The 14,038-nt window shown below is 55.1% G+C and carries 16 protein-coding genes; 11 read left to right on the top strand and 5 right to left on the bottom strand.

All coding sequences use genetic code 11. From position 1 onward, the window contains the following. Positions 1-10 precede the first annotated feature (10 nt). From QGM61_RS01110 to mtnA, 5 genes are all read left to right on the top strand, one after another. On the top strand, positions 11-880 hold the full coding sequence (locus QGM61_RS01110) for a carbon-nitrogen hydrolase family protein (protein ID WP_281131554.1): 870 nt from the start codon (positions 11-13) through the stop codon (positions 878-880). A gap of 13 nt (positions 881-893) precedes the next feature. Next, a complete protein-coding gene (locus QGM61_RS01105) occupies positions 894-1,619 on the top strand; it encodes a DUF445 family protein (RefSeq protein WP_237133231.1) in 726 nt (241 codons plus the stop codon). A gap of 268 nt (positions 1,620-1,887) precedes the next feature. Further along, complete coding sequence (locus QGM61_RS01100; protein WP_237133232.1) at positions 1,888-2,472, top strand: TetR/AcrR family transcriptional regulator; 585 nt, start codon at positions 1,888-1,890, stop codon at positions 2,470-2,472. 201 nt (positions 2,473-2,673) lie between these two features. Then, the gene (locus QGM61_RS01095; RefSeq protein ID WP_237133233.1) at positions 2,674-3,087 is read left to right on the top strand and encodes an ExbD/TolR family protein; all 414 of its coding nucleotides are present in this window, start codon (positions 2,674-2,676) and stop codon (positions 3,085-3,087) included. Positions 3,088-3,159: 72 nt separating this feature from the next. Beyond that, entirely contained in the window at positions 3,160-4,317 is a 1,158-nt protein-coding gene (gene mtnA, locus QGM61_RS01090; protein WP_281131553.1) for an S-methyl-5-thioribose-1-phosphate isomerase, read from the top strand. A 35-nt stretch (positions 4,318-4,352) separates the two neighbouring features. On the opposite strand, the gene QGM61_RS01085 is transcribed toward mtnA, so the two are convergent. Further along, positions 4,353-4,700, bottom strand: a complete 348-nt coding sequence (locus QGM61_RS01085; protein WP_237133235.1) for a histidine triad nucleotide-binding protein — start codon at positions 4,698-4,700, stop codon at positions 4,353-4,355. Positions 4,701-4,770: 70 nt separating this feature from the next. Between QGM61_RS01085 and QGM61_RS01080 the strand changes: the two genes are divergently transcribed. After that, positions 4,771-5,658, top strand: a complete 888-nt coding sequence (locus QGM61_RS01080; protein ID WP_281131552.1) for a glutaminyl-peptide cyclotransferase — start codon at positions 4,771-4,773, stop codon at positions 5,656-5,658. Positions 5,659-5,662: 4 nt separating this feature from the next. Further along, a complete protein-coding gene (locus QGM61_RS01075; protein WP_281131551.1) occupies positions 5,663-6,706 on the top strand; it encodes an aminopeptidase in 1,044 nt (347 codons plus the stop codon). A 20-nt stretch (positions 6,707-6,726) separates the two neighbouring features. Here QGM61_RS01075 and QGM61_RS01070 read toward each other — a convergent pair whose 3' ends face one another. Continuing rightward, positions 6,727-7,464: a tetratricopeptide repeat protein gene (locus tag QGM61_RS01070; protein WP_237133238.1), complete on the bottom strand. Its 738-nt coding sequence runs from the start codon at positions 7,462-7,464 to the stop codon at positions 6,727-6,729. A 156-nt stretch (positions 7,465-7,620) separates the two neighbouring features. Between QGM61_RS01070 and QGM61_RS01065 the strand changes: the two genes are divergently transcribed. The 3 genes from QGM61_RS01065 to QGM61_RS01055 are packed head-to-tail and all read left to right on the top strand — an operon-like array spanning position 7,621 to position 9,383. Further along, positions 7,621-8,730: a patatin-like phospholipase family protein gene (locus QGM61_RS01065; protein ID WP_281131550.1), complete on the top strand. Its 1,110-nt coding sequence runs from the start codon at positions 7,621-7,623 to the stop codon at positions 8,728-8,730. Continuing rightward, complete coding sequence (locus QGM61_RS01060; RefSeq protein ID WP_237133240.1) at positions 8,723-8,926, top strand: NF038104 family lipoprotein; 204 nt, start codon at positions 8,723-8,725, stop codon at positions 8,924-8,926. The genes QGM61_RS01065 and QGM61_RS01060 overlap by 8 nt, the downstream gene beginning before the upstream one ends. A gap of 16 nt (positions 8,927-8,942) precedes the next feature. Beyond that, the gene (locus tag QGM61_RS01055) at positions 8,943-9,383 is read left to right on the top strand and encodes a PaaI family thioesterase (protein WP_281131549.1); all 441 of its coding nucleotides are present in this window, start codon (positions 8,943-8,945) and stop codon (positions 9,381-9,383) included. Between the two features lie 31 nt (positions 9,384-9,414). On the opposite strand, the gene QGM61_RS01050 is transcribed toward QGM61_RS01055, so the two are convergent. The 3 genes from QGM61_RS01050 to QGM61_RS01040 form a co-directional block, all read right to left on the bottom strand. Further along, a complete protein-coding gene (locus QGM61_RS01050; RefSeq protein ID WP_281131548.1) occupies positions 9,415-10,434 on the bottom strand; it encodes an amidohydrolase family protein in 1,020 nt (339 codons plus the stop codon). After that, positions 10,427-10,702, bottom strand: a complete 276-nt coding sequence (locus tag QGM61_RS01045) for a hypothetical protein (protein ID WP_317622116.1) — start codon at positions 10,700-10,702, stop codon at positions 10,427-10,429. The genes QGM61_RS01050 and QGM61_RS01045 overlap by 8 nt, the downstream gene beginning before the upstream one ends. A 214-nt stretch (positions 10,703-10,916) precedes the next feature. Then, a complete protein-coding gene (locus QGM61_RS01040; protein WP_237133243.1) occupies positions 10,917-12,470 on the bottom strand; it encodes an acetolactate synthase large subunit in 1,554 nt (517 codons plus the stop codon). Positions 12,471-12,730: 260 nt separating this feature from the next. Here QGM61_RS01040 and QGM61_RS01035 point away from each other — a divergent pair, with 260 nt between their 5' ends. Beyond that, entirely contained in the window at positions 12,731-14,026 is a 1,296-nt protein-coding gene (locus QGM61_RS01035) for a DUF4105 domain-containing protein (protein WP_281131547.1), read from the top strand. Positions 14,027-14,038: the final 12 nt, after the last annotated feature.

Raw genomic sequence — 14,038 nt, 5'->3', positions numbered from 1 at the left:
AGAACGACTCATGCAGCAGAATGATGTTGAAACCAGCAAGCCGATTGTTGCCGCTATCCAGATGGTCAGTGGTGGCGACATCCAGAAAAATGTCAGGGACGCTGAGCGGCTGATTGATCAGGCCGCCGGGCGAGGTGCAGCGCTGATCGTGCTGCCAGAAAATTTTGCAGTGCTCGACGGTGGGCCGCTGGCCCGTTTTGCCGAGCGTGAAGGGGACTACGATGCTTTGCTGCAGGGCATGCTGTCGCGCAAAGCGCGTGAGCATGGTGTTTATCTGGTTGGTGGCACGGTACCACTGATCACACGGCCTGCGCCCGAAGGCGTCGAGCCGGAAGTGCTGAGCGATGGTCGGGTGCGCCCAGCCAGTCTGCTGTTTGACCCGGACGGTCGACTGATGGCGCGTTACGACAAAATACATCTGTTTGATGTTGAGGTCAGTGATCGCCAGGCGCGATATGCCGAATCTGACAGCTTTGAGCCGGGTGATCAGGTCGTGGTCGCGGAAACGCCGGTAGCCCGTCTGGGGCTGACGATCTGTTACGATCTGCGCTTTCCTGAACTTTACCGCGAACTGTTTAATGAGCAGGTTGAGCTAATCACAGTACCAGCCGCCTTCACCAAGGTTACTGGCCAGGCGCATTGGGAAGTGCTGTTGCGGGCACGAGCCATTGAAAACCAGTGTTATGTCATAGGCGCAGGGCAGGGTGGTGTGCATAACGAGACGCGTGAAACCTTCGGGCACAGCATGATCATCGATCCATGGGGACGTGTGCTCGATACTTTGCCAGGTGGTGAGGGGGTAGTCAGTGCCGCGCTGGATCTTGATCAGTTGCACGAATTGCGTCGCAAAATGCCCATTCGCGATCATCGCAAGTTTTAATAACGGAAGAACCATGAGTAAAGGAAGCATAACCAATCTTGCTGCATTAACGCTTGTGCTGCTGGGACTCGTGGCACCCCAGGCCATTGCTCCATACCTGATGAGCAGTGGCCTGTTCGCTTTGTCGGGTGCGGTAACCAACTCACTGGCAATCCATATGCTTTTCGAGAAAGTGCCCGGCCTGTATGGGTCAGGTGTCATCAGCCTGCATTTTGAGACAATCAAAACCAAGCTGCGCGAAATGATCATGGATCAGTTTTTCAGTCCAGACAGTCTTGATCGCTTCTTCGATGCCTCAGCGCTGATGCAGGAAGGTATTCACAACATGATGCCTTCCATGATTGATGAGGTGGATTTTGATCGGGCATTTGATTCGCTGGTAGAGGCCATCATGGCATCCTCCATGGGCAGTATGCTTGGCTTTGTGGGCGGTCCAAAGGCACTGGAGACATTGCGGCAGCCATTCGCCGACCGGATGCGTGACGCGCTGTATGACTTTGTGGAGTCGCCCCAGTTCCATGACGCTGTTGCTAAACGCCTGGACGATCTGGCACACAGTGATGATGTGATGGCGCGAATTGAACTGTTGATCGATAACAGGCTTCAGGAGCTGACACCCGCTCAGGTCAAAGAACTGGTGCAGCGAATGATCAAAGAGCATCTGGGCTGGCTGGTTGTCTGGGGCGGAGTCATTGGTGGTGCCCTGGGGCTGGTCGTCGCACTGGTGACCAATCTGTAGTGATGACAGCACGTCTTTTCAGCAGGCTGTCTGCTGGCTTGCGCCGCCAGTCTGCTTTGTGAGATTGGCACCAGTCAGTTTAGAGAACGCTTGTTCCCAAGCACCTGTGAAAGTGCCCTCAGGATACTGACACAATTGTGTTAAGCCAGTGTCAAAATTGAATTTTTTCGGAACAATTGTGGCATTTTGTATCAATAGATGTAAAAAGAAAAACCTATCGTCTAGAATCCGCCCAGCAATTCAATCTAACGAGAGTGTGTGATTTATTATGGCAAGACCGGTAGAGTTCGTTTACGAAGATGTATTGACCAATGCCATGGAGCAATTCTGGAGAGAGGGCTTTGAAGCAAGCTCGGTTCAGAAGCTGCTGGATGTCACTGGAATCAATCGTGGTACTTTGTACAACTCCTTTGGTGATAAGGACACATTCTTCAAGTCCTGTCTGGAGCACTACAATAAGCTGGTAGACAAAGAACTGGCAGCGACGCTCAACAATGAAGAGCTTGCACCCTGGGCAGCGATCGAGAAGTATTTTGATGTAACAGTGCTGGCAACCACCAACAAGCGTCGGTCCATGGGCTGCCTGCTGGTGAATTCCTTCTGTGAAAGCATCAATTACAACAAAGACATCCAGAAGCTGGTCAAGGCTTACTACAGCAACATCCGCAAGGCGCTGCTGAAGCGCCTGAAAGACGCTGAGAAAGCGGGCGAGCTGAACAAGTCTGCCAATGCTGAACTGGCCACCGATGTGCTGATGAATGCACTCAGTGGGCTTCGCGTGCATTCCCGTGAGGGTAAGCCTGCCAAGCAGCTGGGCGAAATCATCAAGTTCACGATCAGCTCACTGCGCTGATTCTGTATCAGGCCTGCCGTTGTGTAGTGCGGCGGCAGGCTCGCAATAATTCTTAAATCCGTCCGCCTTATCTGTTGTCGTCACCGTCATATCAGGTATACTTAGGGCAATGATGGATATGCAGCAAACTGCTTGTTGTCCTGCAAATCGTAATAAAAACAACTGGTTAAGCAATTAATCAAACGATACTGGTAGCATATAATGAAAAAACTGGCTGGCGAACGTAAAAAAGATGAAAGCAATGTCGACCTCACCCCGATGCTCGACGTGGTATTCATCCTGTTGATCTTCTTCGTGGTAACGGCAACATTCCTGTCAGAGCAGGCAATTGATGCGGCCAGTAACGAGAACAACGAGACTCCGCCCGAACAGAATGACGATCTGAAAAACATTCTGGTCGAGCTTAGCCAGAACAATGAGATTCGTTTCAATGGTGAGCCACGTGCCGTTCTGCCCAGTCAGATCCGTGCGAACATTGACCGTCTGAAAGCCGAGAACCCCTCAGCATCAGTGATCATCCAGCCAGATAACCGTTCCAACGTCGAGACCATGGTCATGGTAATGGATGCGGCGAGACAGGCCGGCATCTACAATATTTCGGTTGTTGAGCCCTGATGGCCGGCTGACAATCCAGAATAGTCGACAAAACGCACCTCCGGGTGCGTTTTTGGTTTATAGGAGTCCAACATGTCCGCGCTCAGTGCTGCTCCGGCCGAGAATATGCGTACTTTGTGGTTTGACGAGTCAGATCAGAAAGTTTGTTTCATTGATCAGACGCATCTGCCTCATCAGCTGATCATCCGCACCCTGGACTCCCTCTCAGACGCTGTAAGCGCAATTGTCGACATGCAGGTGAGAGGCGCCCCACTGATCGGCATTACCGCCGCCTTCGGTCTCTGGCGAGCTCTGCAGCAGGACCCCGAAGACCTGGAGTCCAGCAGCAAGACACTGCTGGCGACCCGGCCGACGGCCATCAATCTGCACTGGGCCCTGTCTCGCATGGTAAACGGACTGCGTGATGTGCCCGCCGCGCAGCGCGCCCCAAGGGCATTGGTGCTGGCCAGGGCTCTGCTGGCGGAAGACGCAGCAGCCTGCGGCGCAATAGGGGATCATGGCTATCGGATTCTGCAAGACCTGCTGGCGGCGAAACGTCAGCGTGACGGCGACCAGGCGGTGCTCAATATTCTGACACACTGCAACGCCGGCTGGCTGGCCACGGGCGGATGGGGAACGGCCCTGGCACCCATTTACAAAGCCCATCTCGCTGGCTTGCCAGTTCATGTCTGGGTCGATGAAACACGGCCCCGCAATCAGGGAGCATCCCTGACAACCTGGGAGCTGGCCCGTAGTGGCGTGCCACACACTCTCATCGTCGATAATGCCGGTGGCCATCTGATGCAGCATGCACAGGTTGATGTCTGTCTGGTGGGCAGCGACCGCACCACCGCGCAAGGCGATGTATGCAACAAGATTGGCACGTACCTGAAAGCCCTGGCCGCTTTCGACAATCAGGTGCCCTTCTATGTGGCTCTGCCATCTTCGACCATTGATTTTGAATGTGTGGATGGCGTTCGGGAAATACCTATTGAAGAGCGCAGTGCCGACGAAGTCAGGCAGGTGCAGGGTGCGCTGGCAGGCGAATCCCAGTCAGGGCAGGTGAGCGTTCAGAAGGTTGCCATTACACCCGCCTCCACAGCAGTCAGCAACTACGGCTTTGACGTTACTCCCGCACGCCTGGTTTCCGGCCTGATCACGGAGCTCGGCGTCTTTGATGCAAGCCGTGCCGGTTTGATGTCGATCAGGGAGCAACTGGACATCGAGTCTGGCGTTGCTGAGAGCGCCTGAGCCGGGCGGCACATCAGGCGGTGCTGTTCACCTGATCAGCCTGGCGGCCATTGCATCTGTCTCCCGCCCAGAATGTGCAGGTGCAAATGATGGACAGTCTGACCGCCATCGTCTCCAGTATTGATGACCAGCCGATAGCCGCCCTCACTCAGACCTTCTTCTTTTGCGATACGGCGTGCCGCCAGCAGCAGACTTCCCATCAGCTCGCAATCACCGTCCTCTGCGTCGGCCACACTGGCGATATGTTTGCGAGGAATGACGAGAATATGTGTTGGAGCGACCGGGCTTATGTCGCGAAAAGCATAGACATGTTCATCCTGGTAAACCCGGGTGCTGGGAATTTCACCGGCGATGATTCGACAGAACAGGCACTGACTTGTCATTGTGCTGCTTCCTCCCTAAACTGACGCAGAATTATCAGGCAAGCTAGCTGTGCAGGAGCCAGAACATAGCATGTTGTTCCCCCGATTACATCTGTCACACAGTCTTGCTGAGCGTCGCCAGCGACCTTGCATATCTTTTGGTATTACGGGTTCATTGCCATACGGCGCTGCTGGTAAAAACCTGCTGTGTCTGTTGCTTATTGGTCTGGCACTTTCAATCGCGGTGCCTGCCAGAGCGCAGGTTCCGGTGTATGACTTCGAAGTCGTGGCACAATATCCGCACAATAGCCGCTTTTTTACTCAGGGGCTGCTGATTCATGACGGACGGCTGTATGAGGGAACGGGACGTTACGGTGAATCTGCGCTGATGGAGATCAATCTTGCCGATGGTTCGATCGTTCGTCGTGTTGACCTGGCCCAGCGTTACTTTGGCGAGGGGATTGCCGTCGCAGGGGATCGCCTGTTCCAACTGACCTGGCGCGAAAATGTTGCCTTTGAGTACGACCTGGATACTTTTGAGCGGGTAAATGCTCACTTTATCCCGATGGAGGGCTGGGGCCTGACCTGGGATGGAGAATCACTGATATTGAGTGACGGCAGCCATCAGCTGTATTTCCTGGATCCGGATACCTTCGCAACCCGTCGTCGCGTGGCCGTGCAGGCGGGCGGGCAGTATATAGGAAACCTCAATGAGCTGGAGTTCATCGATGGAGAGGTCTGGGCAAATGTCTGGATGTCTCAGCAGATTGTTCGAATCAACCCGGAAACTGGTGGTATTACCGGCGTGATTGACCTGACCGGGCTGGCTGACAGAACCGAGCGTGGACCTGGCGATTCGGTACTGAATGGTATTGCCTGGGATGCTGAGCAGCGCAGGCTGCTCGTTACCGGTAAGTTGTGGTCCCATGTCTTTGAAATCAGCCTGCATCCTCGCAGTGACATTGCTCCGCAAGATTAGGCTCGTGAAACCCGGCGTCAAGGCACTGCTGATAACCCTGCTTGCCCTGTCGCTCAGCGCCTGCTCCGCGGTGTCTTTCTATACCCAGGCTGCAACCGGGCAGCTTTCCCTGCTGATGAATCGACAGTCGATTGCGGAGTTGATCGCCAGCGCTGATACCCCGCCAGAACTGCTTGAAAAGCTGCAGCTTGTATCAGATGCCCGCCAGTTTGCGATTAATGAACTGGGGCTGCCAGACAATGGCAGCTATACCAGCTACGTGGACGTGGAGCGGTCCTATCTGGTGTGGAATGTTTTCGCCGCACCTGCCTTCGCGATGCAGCCCCTGCAATGGTGTTTTCCTATAGCCGGCTGTGTCAGTTATCGCGGGTATTTCACTGAATCAGCGGCCAGGGACTTTGGCAGTGATCTGGAGAAGCGCGGTTTTGATGTGTACATCGGAGGTGTAGACGCCTATTCCACGCTGGGCTGGTTTGCCGACCCGATACCGTCAACCGTCATGCGTCGACCAGATCATCGCCTGGCGGGTCTGATTTTCCATGAAATGGCTCATCAACAAATTTACGTGCCAGGTGACACTCAATTCAATGAGAGTTTCGCCAGCTTTGTAGAGCAGCTGGGCGTTGAGCGTTGGCTGGCCCGCAATGATGATGAAAACCACTTCCAGACATACCTGGCTGAGCAGGAGGAGCAGCGCCGTTTCACAGAATTTGTGCAGGACTGGCGTCAGCGCTTTGAACAGCTTTACCAAGAGCCCGATGCCGATCAGGAATCCAAACAGACATTACAGCAGCAGATGCGGGAGAGCTGGCGCGCGCAAAGCAGCAGTGGCCGCTATGATGGCTGGTTCGCAGGTCCGCTGAACAATGCGCAATTGCTTACCGTGTCGACTTATTTTGACTGGGTGCCGGCATTTGCGGCCCTGTATCAGCAGAGCGGTGAGGATTTGATGAACTTCTATCAGGCTGTGGAGTCGCTGGCTGAGCTTCCGCCCGAGGAGCGGACCCAGCGCTTGATGGTTCTGGGCTCGCGCGCCGCCGGCCGGTAAGGCTGCGACGCGCAGATCAATTAGCCGTTGGCCTGCAGCGGCGCGCCATTCAGGCGTGCTTCCAGTGTTTGTACCAGTTCTTTATAGAATTGTGAGCCAAGGTCTTTTTCCGCTGCCATACGATACTGAGCCAGCGCATCCTCCAGTCGGCCTTCGCGCTCGTACAGTCTGCCCAATGTACGATTCATGAATGCATTGTCTGGCATGACGCGGACGGCCGTTTCGTAGACCTGAATGGCTTTCTCTGTGTGCCCGGCGTTGTCGTAAATATTGCCCATGATATGGACGATGGAGTCATCACGCGGATCAGCTTCGATGGCTCGCAAGTCATACTCGATAGACTCTTCGAAACGCTCAGCGCGGCGCAACAGATCACCGATGGTTTTTAACGACGCGGTCAGAGGCGTGCTGGGTTGATTCTGGAGGGCGATGAAACGCGCCATCATGGGGATGGCATCGTCGGGGCGCTCCTGTGAGAGAAAAATATTGGCCAGGTTGCGATAGGCGTCAGCCAGATTCGGATCCGCTGCTACAGCCAGACGATATTCTTCAATCGCCTCATCGTAACGCTCCAGATTGTTGTAAGTGTTGCCGCGGCGATAATGACGCTGGGCAAGCTCTGATGACGTGGCAGACAGGGCACGCTCGTGTTGAGTGGCACCCTGCGCCTGCGCTGCTGCCGGCAGCATCAGTGCCGTGACTACCAGGACGGCAGCAATCAGAGGGATGCTGTAGTCTGTTAACTTAGTGGTCATCATTGTTCACCTGTTGAGCTTTTCTACAATACTATCGATGCTTGGCGTTCCGAGCTATGTTGTGCGTGAATTAAGCTGTGATAATTTGTGACACGTATCCATAGCCTTATCATCACTATTAATTATAATTTGCTGCATTCATTACGAACAGATTTTACTATGTCCGATTTAAGATTGATGGCTGGTGCAGCCGCAAAAAATTCGCTGGCGCAGAACGGTTTGCGCGGACGGGATTTTAATTGGCTTGCTGGAGCGTCTGGCGGCCCAAAGTGGTTTGTGCTGTATGGCCTTGATCGTTATCTGGCAGGTGAATTTTTTGGGCCCCGCAACGGCGTCCCGCTAAGAATGGTGGGATCATCTGCGGGTGCCTGGCGGCTTGCCTGCTATGCTGCACCCGATCCGGTTGCCAGTCTTCAGGCGCTGGCCACGCATTATTCCAGCCAGACCTACTCGTCACGCCCTGACCGTTATGAGATCAGTCGTGAGGCCAGGAAGATGCTCAATCAGGTACTTGCAGCAAACGACATGAGTATTGAGAAGGCGGCTGCGGCGATCGCCAGCAATCAGCATCGGCGCCTGTATGTCATAACGGACAGAGCCCGGCGGCTGACCCGCCCTGAGAATAAATTGATGCTGAATATTGGGCTGACGCTGGTCGCGCTCGGAAACCTCGGCAGTCGCCGCAGCCTGCGCTGGTTTTTTGAGCGCTACGTGTTTCACAACGCCTGTGATCGAGGCGCAGACGAGCTTGTGCTAAGTGACATGCCAACACAATATGTCCCGCTGTCTGCGCAGAACGTTCACAGTGCTTTGATGGCAAGCGGATCAATTCCACTGGTCATGGAGGCTGTCACGCAGGTAGAGGGAGCTCCAGGGGCTGTTTTTCGCGATGGTGGCATGACCGACTATCACCTTGATCTGCCATACGAAAAATCAGATGGCCTGGTGTTGTATCCGCACTTTTACGCCTCCGTTGTACCGGGCTGGTTCGATAAGCTTGCGCGCTGGCGCCGCGCCAACCCTGCGCACTTTGACAACGTTGTGCTTGTTACACCCACAAAGCAGTTTGTTGATCGTCTGCCTTATGGGAAAATACCTGACCGTGATGACTTTCGGCGCCTGTCGGATGCACAGCGGCTCAAATACTGGCAGACTGTGCTCAGCGAGAGCGAGCGGCTGGCTGACAGCTTTCGGGAACTGGTGGCCATGGGGCCTGCGGTTGTCGAACACATTCACGAATTCTCCAACAGCAGGACCAAACATGTTTGATTCGTCTCGTAATTCGGTGATATCCACTACACTGCGCATAAGCAGTGTGGCTCTGCTGATGGCAGCAATGAGCGGCTGTCTGGGCACAGCAGTAGGCGCAGCCGTGGACGTCACACTGGAAGTCGCCAAAGTGCCATTCAAGGTGGCTGGCGCGGTGGCAGACGTTGCCACAGACGATGATGACGACAAGGACTGATTAGGACGCCCGAATCATGAGCAGTTACAACCGTAAGGGCCACCGTCCCGAGGACTATGGTATTCCCGGACATTTTCAGCACTGGGATGGTGACCAGGCGGAAGACAGCATAGGTCCTTTCTTTTTCGCGCTGCAGGATGGTGAAATCCACACAGCGTTCCGCGTAAAACCCGAGAACTGCAATGCGCATCGCACGCTGCATGGTGGTATTTCCATGATGTTCGCCGATTACACCCTTTGCCTGGCCGCCATTGGTGGTACCTATGACGGCGTGGTCACGGTTTCATGCAATAGTGAATTTGTCGGTCCGGCCCAAGAGGGTGATCTGGTAACAGGTCGTGGAGAGGTGATTCGCAAAGGCCGCTCGCTGGTGTTTGCGCGAGCGGTGCTGGAGGTTGAGGGAGAGCCGATACTGACCGCCAGCGGTGTACTGAAACTGGTTACCCGCCGCAGCTGATTCAGGGTAGCTGCTATCGGGGCAGGCGGCATCAGGGCAGACGATAGACGCGCCGAGCGGTCTCATAGAACATGGCGTGCTTCTCGGATTCGGAAAAGTCGGCAACCATCTTTTTGAAGGCATTCCACACAACCGGATAGCTGACCGATAAGCGGTCTACCGGGAAATTGCTCTCGAACATGCATCGCTCAGGCCCAAAACACTCAATAGTGTGCAGGTAGTATTTCTTCTGCCGGCGTACAAACTCGTCGGAATCTGGTGGACAATCCCGCTTATCCCAGCCAAAACCATTGTCTGGCATCGCCAGGCCGCCAAGCTTGGCAACAACGTTCGGATACCGGGACAGTCGCCGGATATCCTCCTTCCATTGCTGAAATATTGCGTCGCTGGCGTTTCGATAGATACCCACGCCGAGCGGCGTGCCAAAGTGATCGAGCACCAGAGTTGTGTCAGTGACGGCCTCTGCCAGGTCGCAGAAATCAACATTCTGATGGTGGTAGTGCCAGGTGTCGTAACTCAAGCCAAGTTCGCCCAGTATTCGCAATCCCTGCCGAAAATTCTCGCGACCATACAGATAGGGCAGTGCCTGCAGGGAAATGGTCAGGTCTTCAGGTCTTGCATCGCGTGCGCCAGCGAAGCGGACGCCCTTGAAAAGATCACCGGCGACCTGCTGATGAGTCTGAATGATTTCTTTGAACAGAGCCGGCTTGTCGCCCAGTGTCAGGTCAATCTTGGCGACAATTCCATTGATGGCTGGTTGCTCTGTCTGCTGCTGACTCTTTCTGGCGATTTCCGTAATGACGCGGGTTTCGCCAAGTGACTGCCAGTGTGGCTCGGCCTCCTTGTTATAAAAGGCCCGGCATTCGATAAAAACGGTCTGTTTGATGTTGTGGCCGCTGGCCGTGTCCTGCCATAAATCGTCGAGCAGGTAATCGCGGCCAAAGCGTTTGCGCCACAGGTGATGGTGAGGGTCGATAATTGGCCGCTCAGGTTCGATGATGGGTTCGGTTACCTGAGCGAGCCAGGCATCGCTGCCGGGAGTTTCATTCATACCAATAGTCTTTTCTAGGTTTCAGTGGCGCCAGCAGGAAATAGAATATCCAGGCGAACCAGGACAGAAAGATGATAGCCAGAACCCAGGCAAACTTTTCGCCTCCGGTTGTTTTATCCGAACTCAGGATGATCAGAATCGGCAGTAACCAGATAAAGAAAAAGCCCAGCACGAACATCAGACCGATGCCAGCACCAATCAATGGCAGGGCCATGACTGCTAACACAGTGAAAACGATGATGGTGCAAAGTGTCTTGATTACGTCCATAGTCCGGGCTCCACTCAGGTTATTTCAATGATGGCATTCATACATTGCCTGAGATTTACTAAGCGAGATCCGTGCCAAAAATAAAAGTTATTAAAAACAATGCTTTAATTGATACCAGGGGTTTGTGTTCAGCTGTCGTCAGCGCCAAAATTTAGCGAATTCGACGATATGTTAGTCAGCGTAACACAAGCCCCTGTCACCGCTTTGTTCCAGATCAATACACCGCCTGAATCAGGAATGGACCCGGTGTCGCATTGGCCTTTTGCAGCAACTTGACGAATTCGTCAGCTGTGGTTGCTTTGGCGGCCGGGACACCAAAGCTCTCAGAGAGTTTGGTCCAGTCAATTTCCGGGTTCCCGATGTCAAACAGGCTTTCTGCGATTGGTCCGACCTCGGTCACGCCAAGTCGGCCATATTCGATATTCAGGATATTGTATTTGCGGTTGGCAAATATCACTGTCGTGACGTTCAACTGCTCGCGTGCCTGCGTCCAGAGGCTCTGGATGGTGTAGGCAGCGCCGCCATCGCCCAGCAGTGCCACAACACGTCGGTCCGGGCATGCCAGTGCTGCGCCGGTGGCGACCGGGCTGCCCTGGCCGATAGAGCCACCGGTCAGGCTCAACCAGCTGTGCGGTGCAGCGCCCTGACACACCGGGTGTGCCGCATTGCCTGGGCCAGAATCGGTTGCCACGATAGCGTCTTCCGGCAAGGTTGCGGCAACGGCCTGCAACATATTGCGCATGCTCATCTCACCGCTCGGCAGTCCCATATCTACACGCTGCAGGCGGCGCGCCTCGGACTTCTCTGCGCCTGTCAGCTCGGCCAGCTGATTGAGCGCATCCAGGGCGTCTTCCTCAATACGGGCCAGTGTGTGTACCTGACACCCTTCAGGCACCAGCCGGCTGGGAGTGGTGCGATAGGCAAAGAAGCTGGCGGGGGTTTGACCACCGACCAGAATCAGGTGCTTGACCTCGGCGAATGAAGCCAGAATGTGCTCCGGGAAATACGGCATGCGCTCGACATCAATCCGGCCAGCACCGCCATCGACGCGCGCCGGAAAAGTGCCGGTCATGATGCGGCAACCTGTCTTGGCTGCGATTTTACCTGCCTGCTCCAGCGACTCGGGACGCGCCGCGTCGTGCTCAAGAATCATCACACAGGACTCGCCACTGCGCAGAACCTCGGCAATCCGTGCGGCCTGGCTGTTGTCAATTCGCGACCGTGATGGCAGACCATTGGGGATGGACGGACCGGGCGAATCGCCCCAGGCCGCATCGGCGCCAAGGATCAGTGTTGAAATCTGGCCTTGGGAACCAGGCGTGGCGCGCAGGCTTGCCGTGTACGCTTCTGCACCGTCTTTGGCCAGTGTGTCGGCAGTACTGCATGACTTGATCCAGCAGGAGAAGTTGCGTGCCAGGGTATCGATGTCGGAGGTCAGTGGCGCGTCGTAACCAATATGAAATTGCGGGTGATTGCCGACCAGGTTGATGATGGGGGTGCCAGCCTTGCGTGCGTTATGCAGATTGGCGATACCATTGGCAAGACCTGGGCCCAGATGCAGCAGCGTGGCGGCTGGTTTTCCGGTCATGCGTCCGTAGCCATCAGCGGCTCCGGTGCAGACACCCTCGAACAGTGCCAGCACGCTGCGCATGCGCGGTACCTGATCCAGTGCCTGAACCAGATGCATTTCGGATGTGCCCGGGTTGGCAAGACAAAGTTCGACGCCGCACTCGGCAAGGGTTTCAATCAGGGCTCTGGCACCATTCATGGCCGGGTCTCCACAGTTCTATTTGTCAATAATTGTAATGATTAGCCGGCTATCATAGGCATACACAGGCTCAACGGCAAGGCGAACACCCGCTCGTTCTGACATTTGCTGGTTGATTGCCGCAGTTTCTTTGATATGATCGCGACAACGAATACAACAACGCTGGCTGATCATTGATTTTCTTACATTCCGACCACCAAGCCCTGCCGGGCAACTCTCAAATCGCCTCGGCGAGCGGCCCTGTGGTGCGCTCATTCCCATTGCCAGTTTTACTCCTGCTACTGACCATGATGCTGATGCTTGCGCAGGGTGTCGCACATGCACAGCCCACGATTGAAAATCGGCAGGACATCCAGGTACCGAACAATCTGAACCAGCTTGAGTTCTATCTGATTACTGTCGATGTTGGCGCCAATGTCTGGGATAACTTCGGCCATACTGCCCTGCGTGTTGTCGACAACACGACCAACACCGACCTGATCTTCAACTGGGGGCTGTTCGATACCAGCATTGGCAATCTGCGGTTTGCCGCCAATTTTGCGCGCGGCATCATGAATTATCAGTTGGGCGTGGCACCACCAGCCTGGGAACTGGGCCGCTATCAGGCCGAGGGGCGCAGCGTATGGCAGGACAGACTGCGCCTGACAGCAGAGCAAAAACGCACGCTGTATCAGCGCCTGGCCTGGAATCTGCGGCCCGAAAACATCAGCTACGACTACGAGTATTTTTTCGATAACTGCACGACCCGGGTGCGGGACTATCTGGACGAAGCACTGGGCGGGGCGCTGTCAAATCAGACCCAGGTTCTCGGTCAGCGAACGTTTCGCGACGAAGTGGTCGATCACTACGCCAGCGTGCCGGTAATAGCTTTCTCGCTGAATATTCTGATGAACGGCAATATTGATGAGCGCATGACGCAGTGGCAGCGAATGTTCCTGCCCTTGCAATTACGCGAGCAGCTGCTGCGTCTGGGCATGATTGAGGAATCAGAGACGGTCATGTCGTTTGCGCCGCCCGAAGCCGGGCCAAGCGCCAACCTGATCAGCCTGCTGCTGGCATTGCCGATGCTGCTGTTACTGCTCAGTGTGAGACGCGCCTCGATTGCATCATTCTCAAGTCAGCCCGGTTTTGCGCTGCGTGCGCCCGCCGTCAGTTATCGTCTGCTTGGATTGCTGGGGCTGATAATCGCACTGTTCAGTGGTGTCTATGGTCTGATCATGAGCCTGGGCTGGTGGTTATCCAGCCATCAGGACGTGCACGGCAATTTGAACCTGCTGCTGTTCTGGCCCACGGATCTGCTGGGGCTGGGAGTGGCGTTCAGTTGGCTGCTGAAAGGTCAGGCCTATACGCTTAGCAGCACTCGCCAACAGTTTGTAACTGCCTACCTGGTGCTGCACCTGCTGGCGGCACTGGTCTACCTGGTGATGGCACTGTTCGGGCTGGGCGGTCAGCACCTGGGTTCAATTGCCTTATACGTGCTGCCACCACTGATTCTTTACGCGCTGGTTGTCATGATCGCCGGCATGCGGCCAATTCGTTCATTCCGCTGGAGCTGAGGGAGGCGCTGT

This window comes from Pseudohongiella sp. SYSU M77423, assembly GCF_029911965.1.
Lineage (GTDB): Bacteria > Pseudomonadota > Gammaproteobacteria > Pseudomonadales > Pseudohongiellaceae > Pseudohongiella.
Note: the sequence above shows the minus strand (reverse complement) of the source record. Positions and strands in the feature narration are given on the sequence as shown.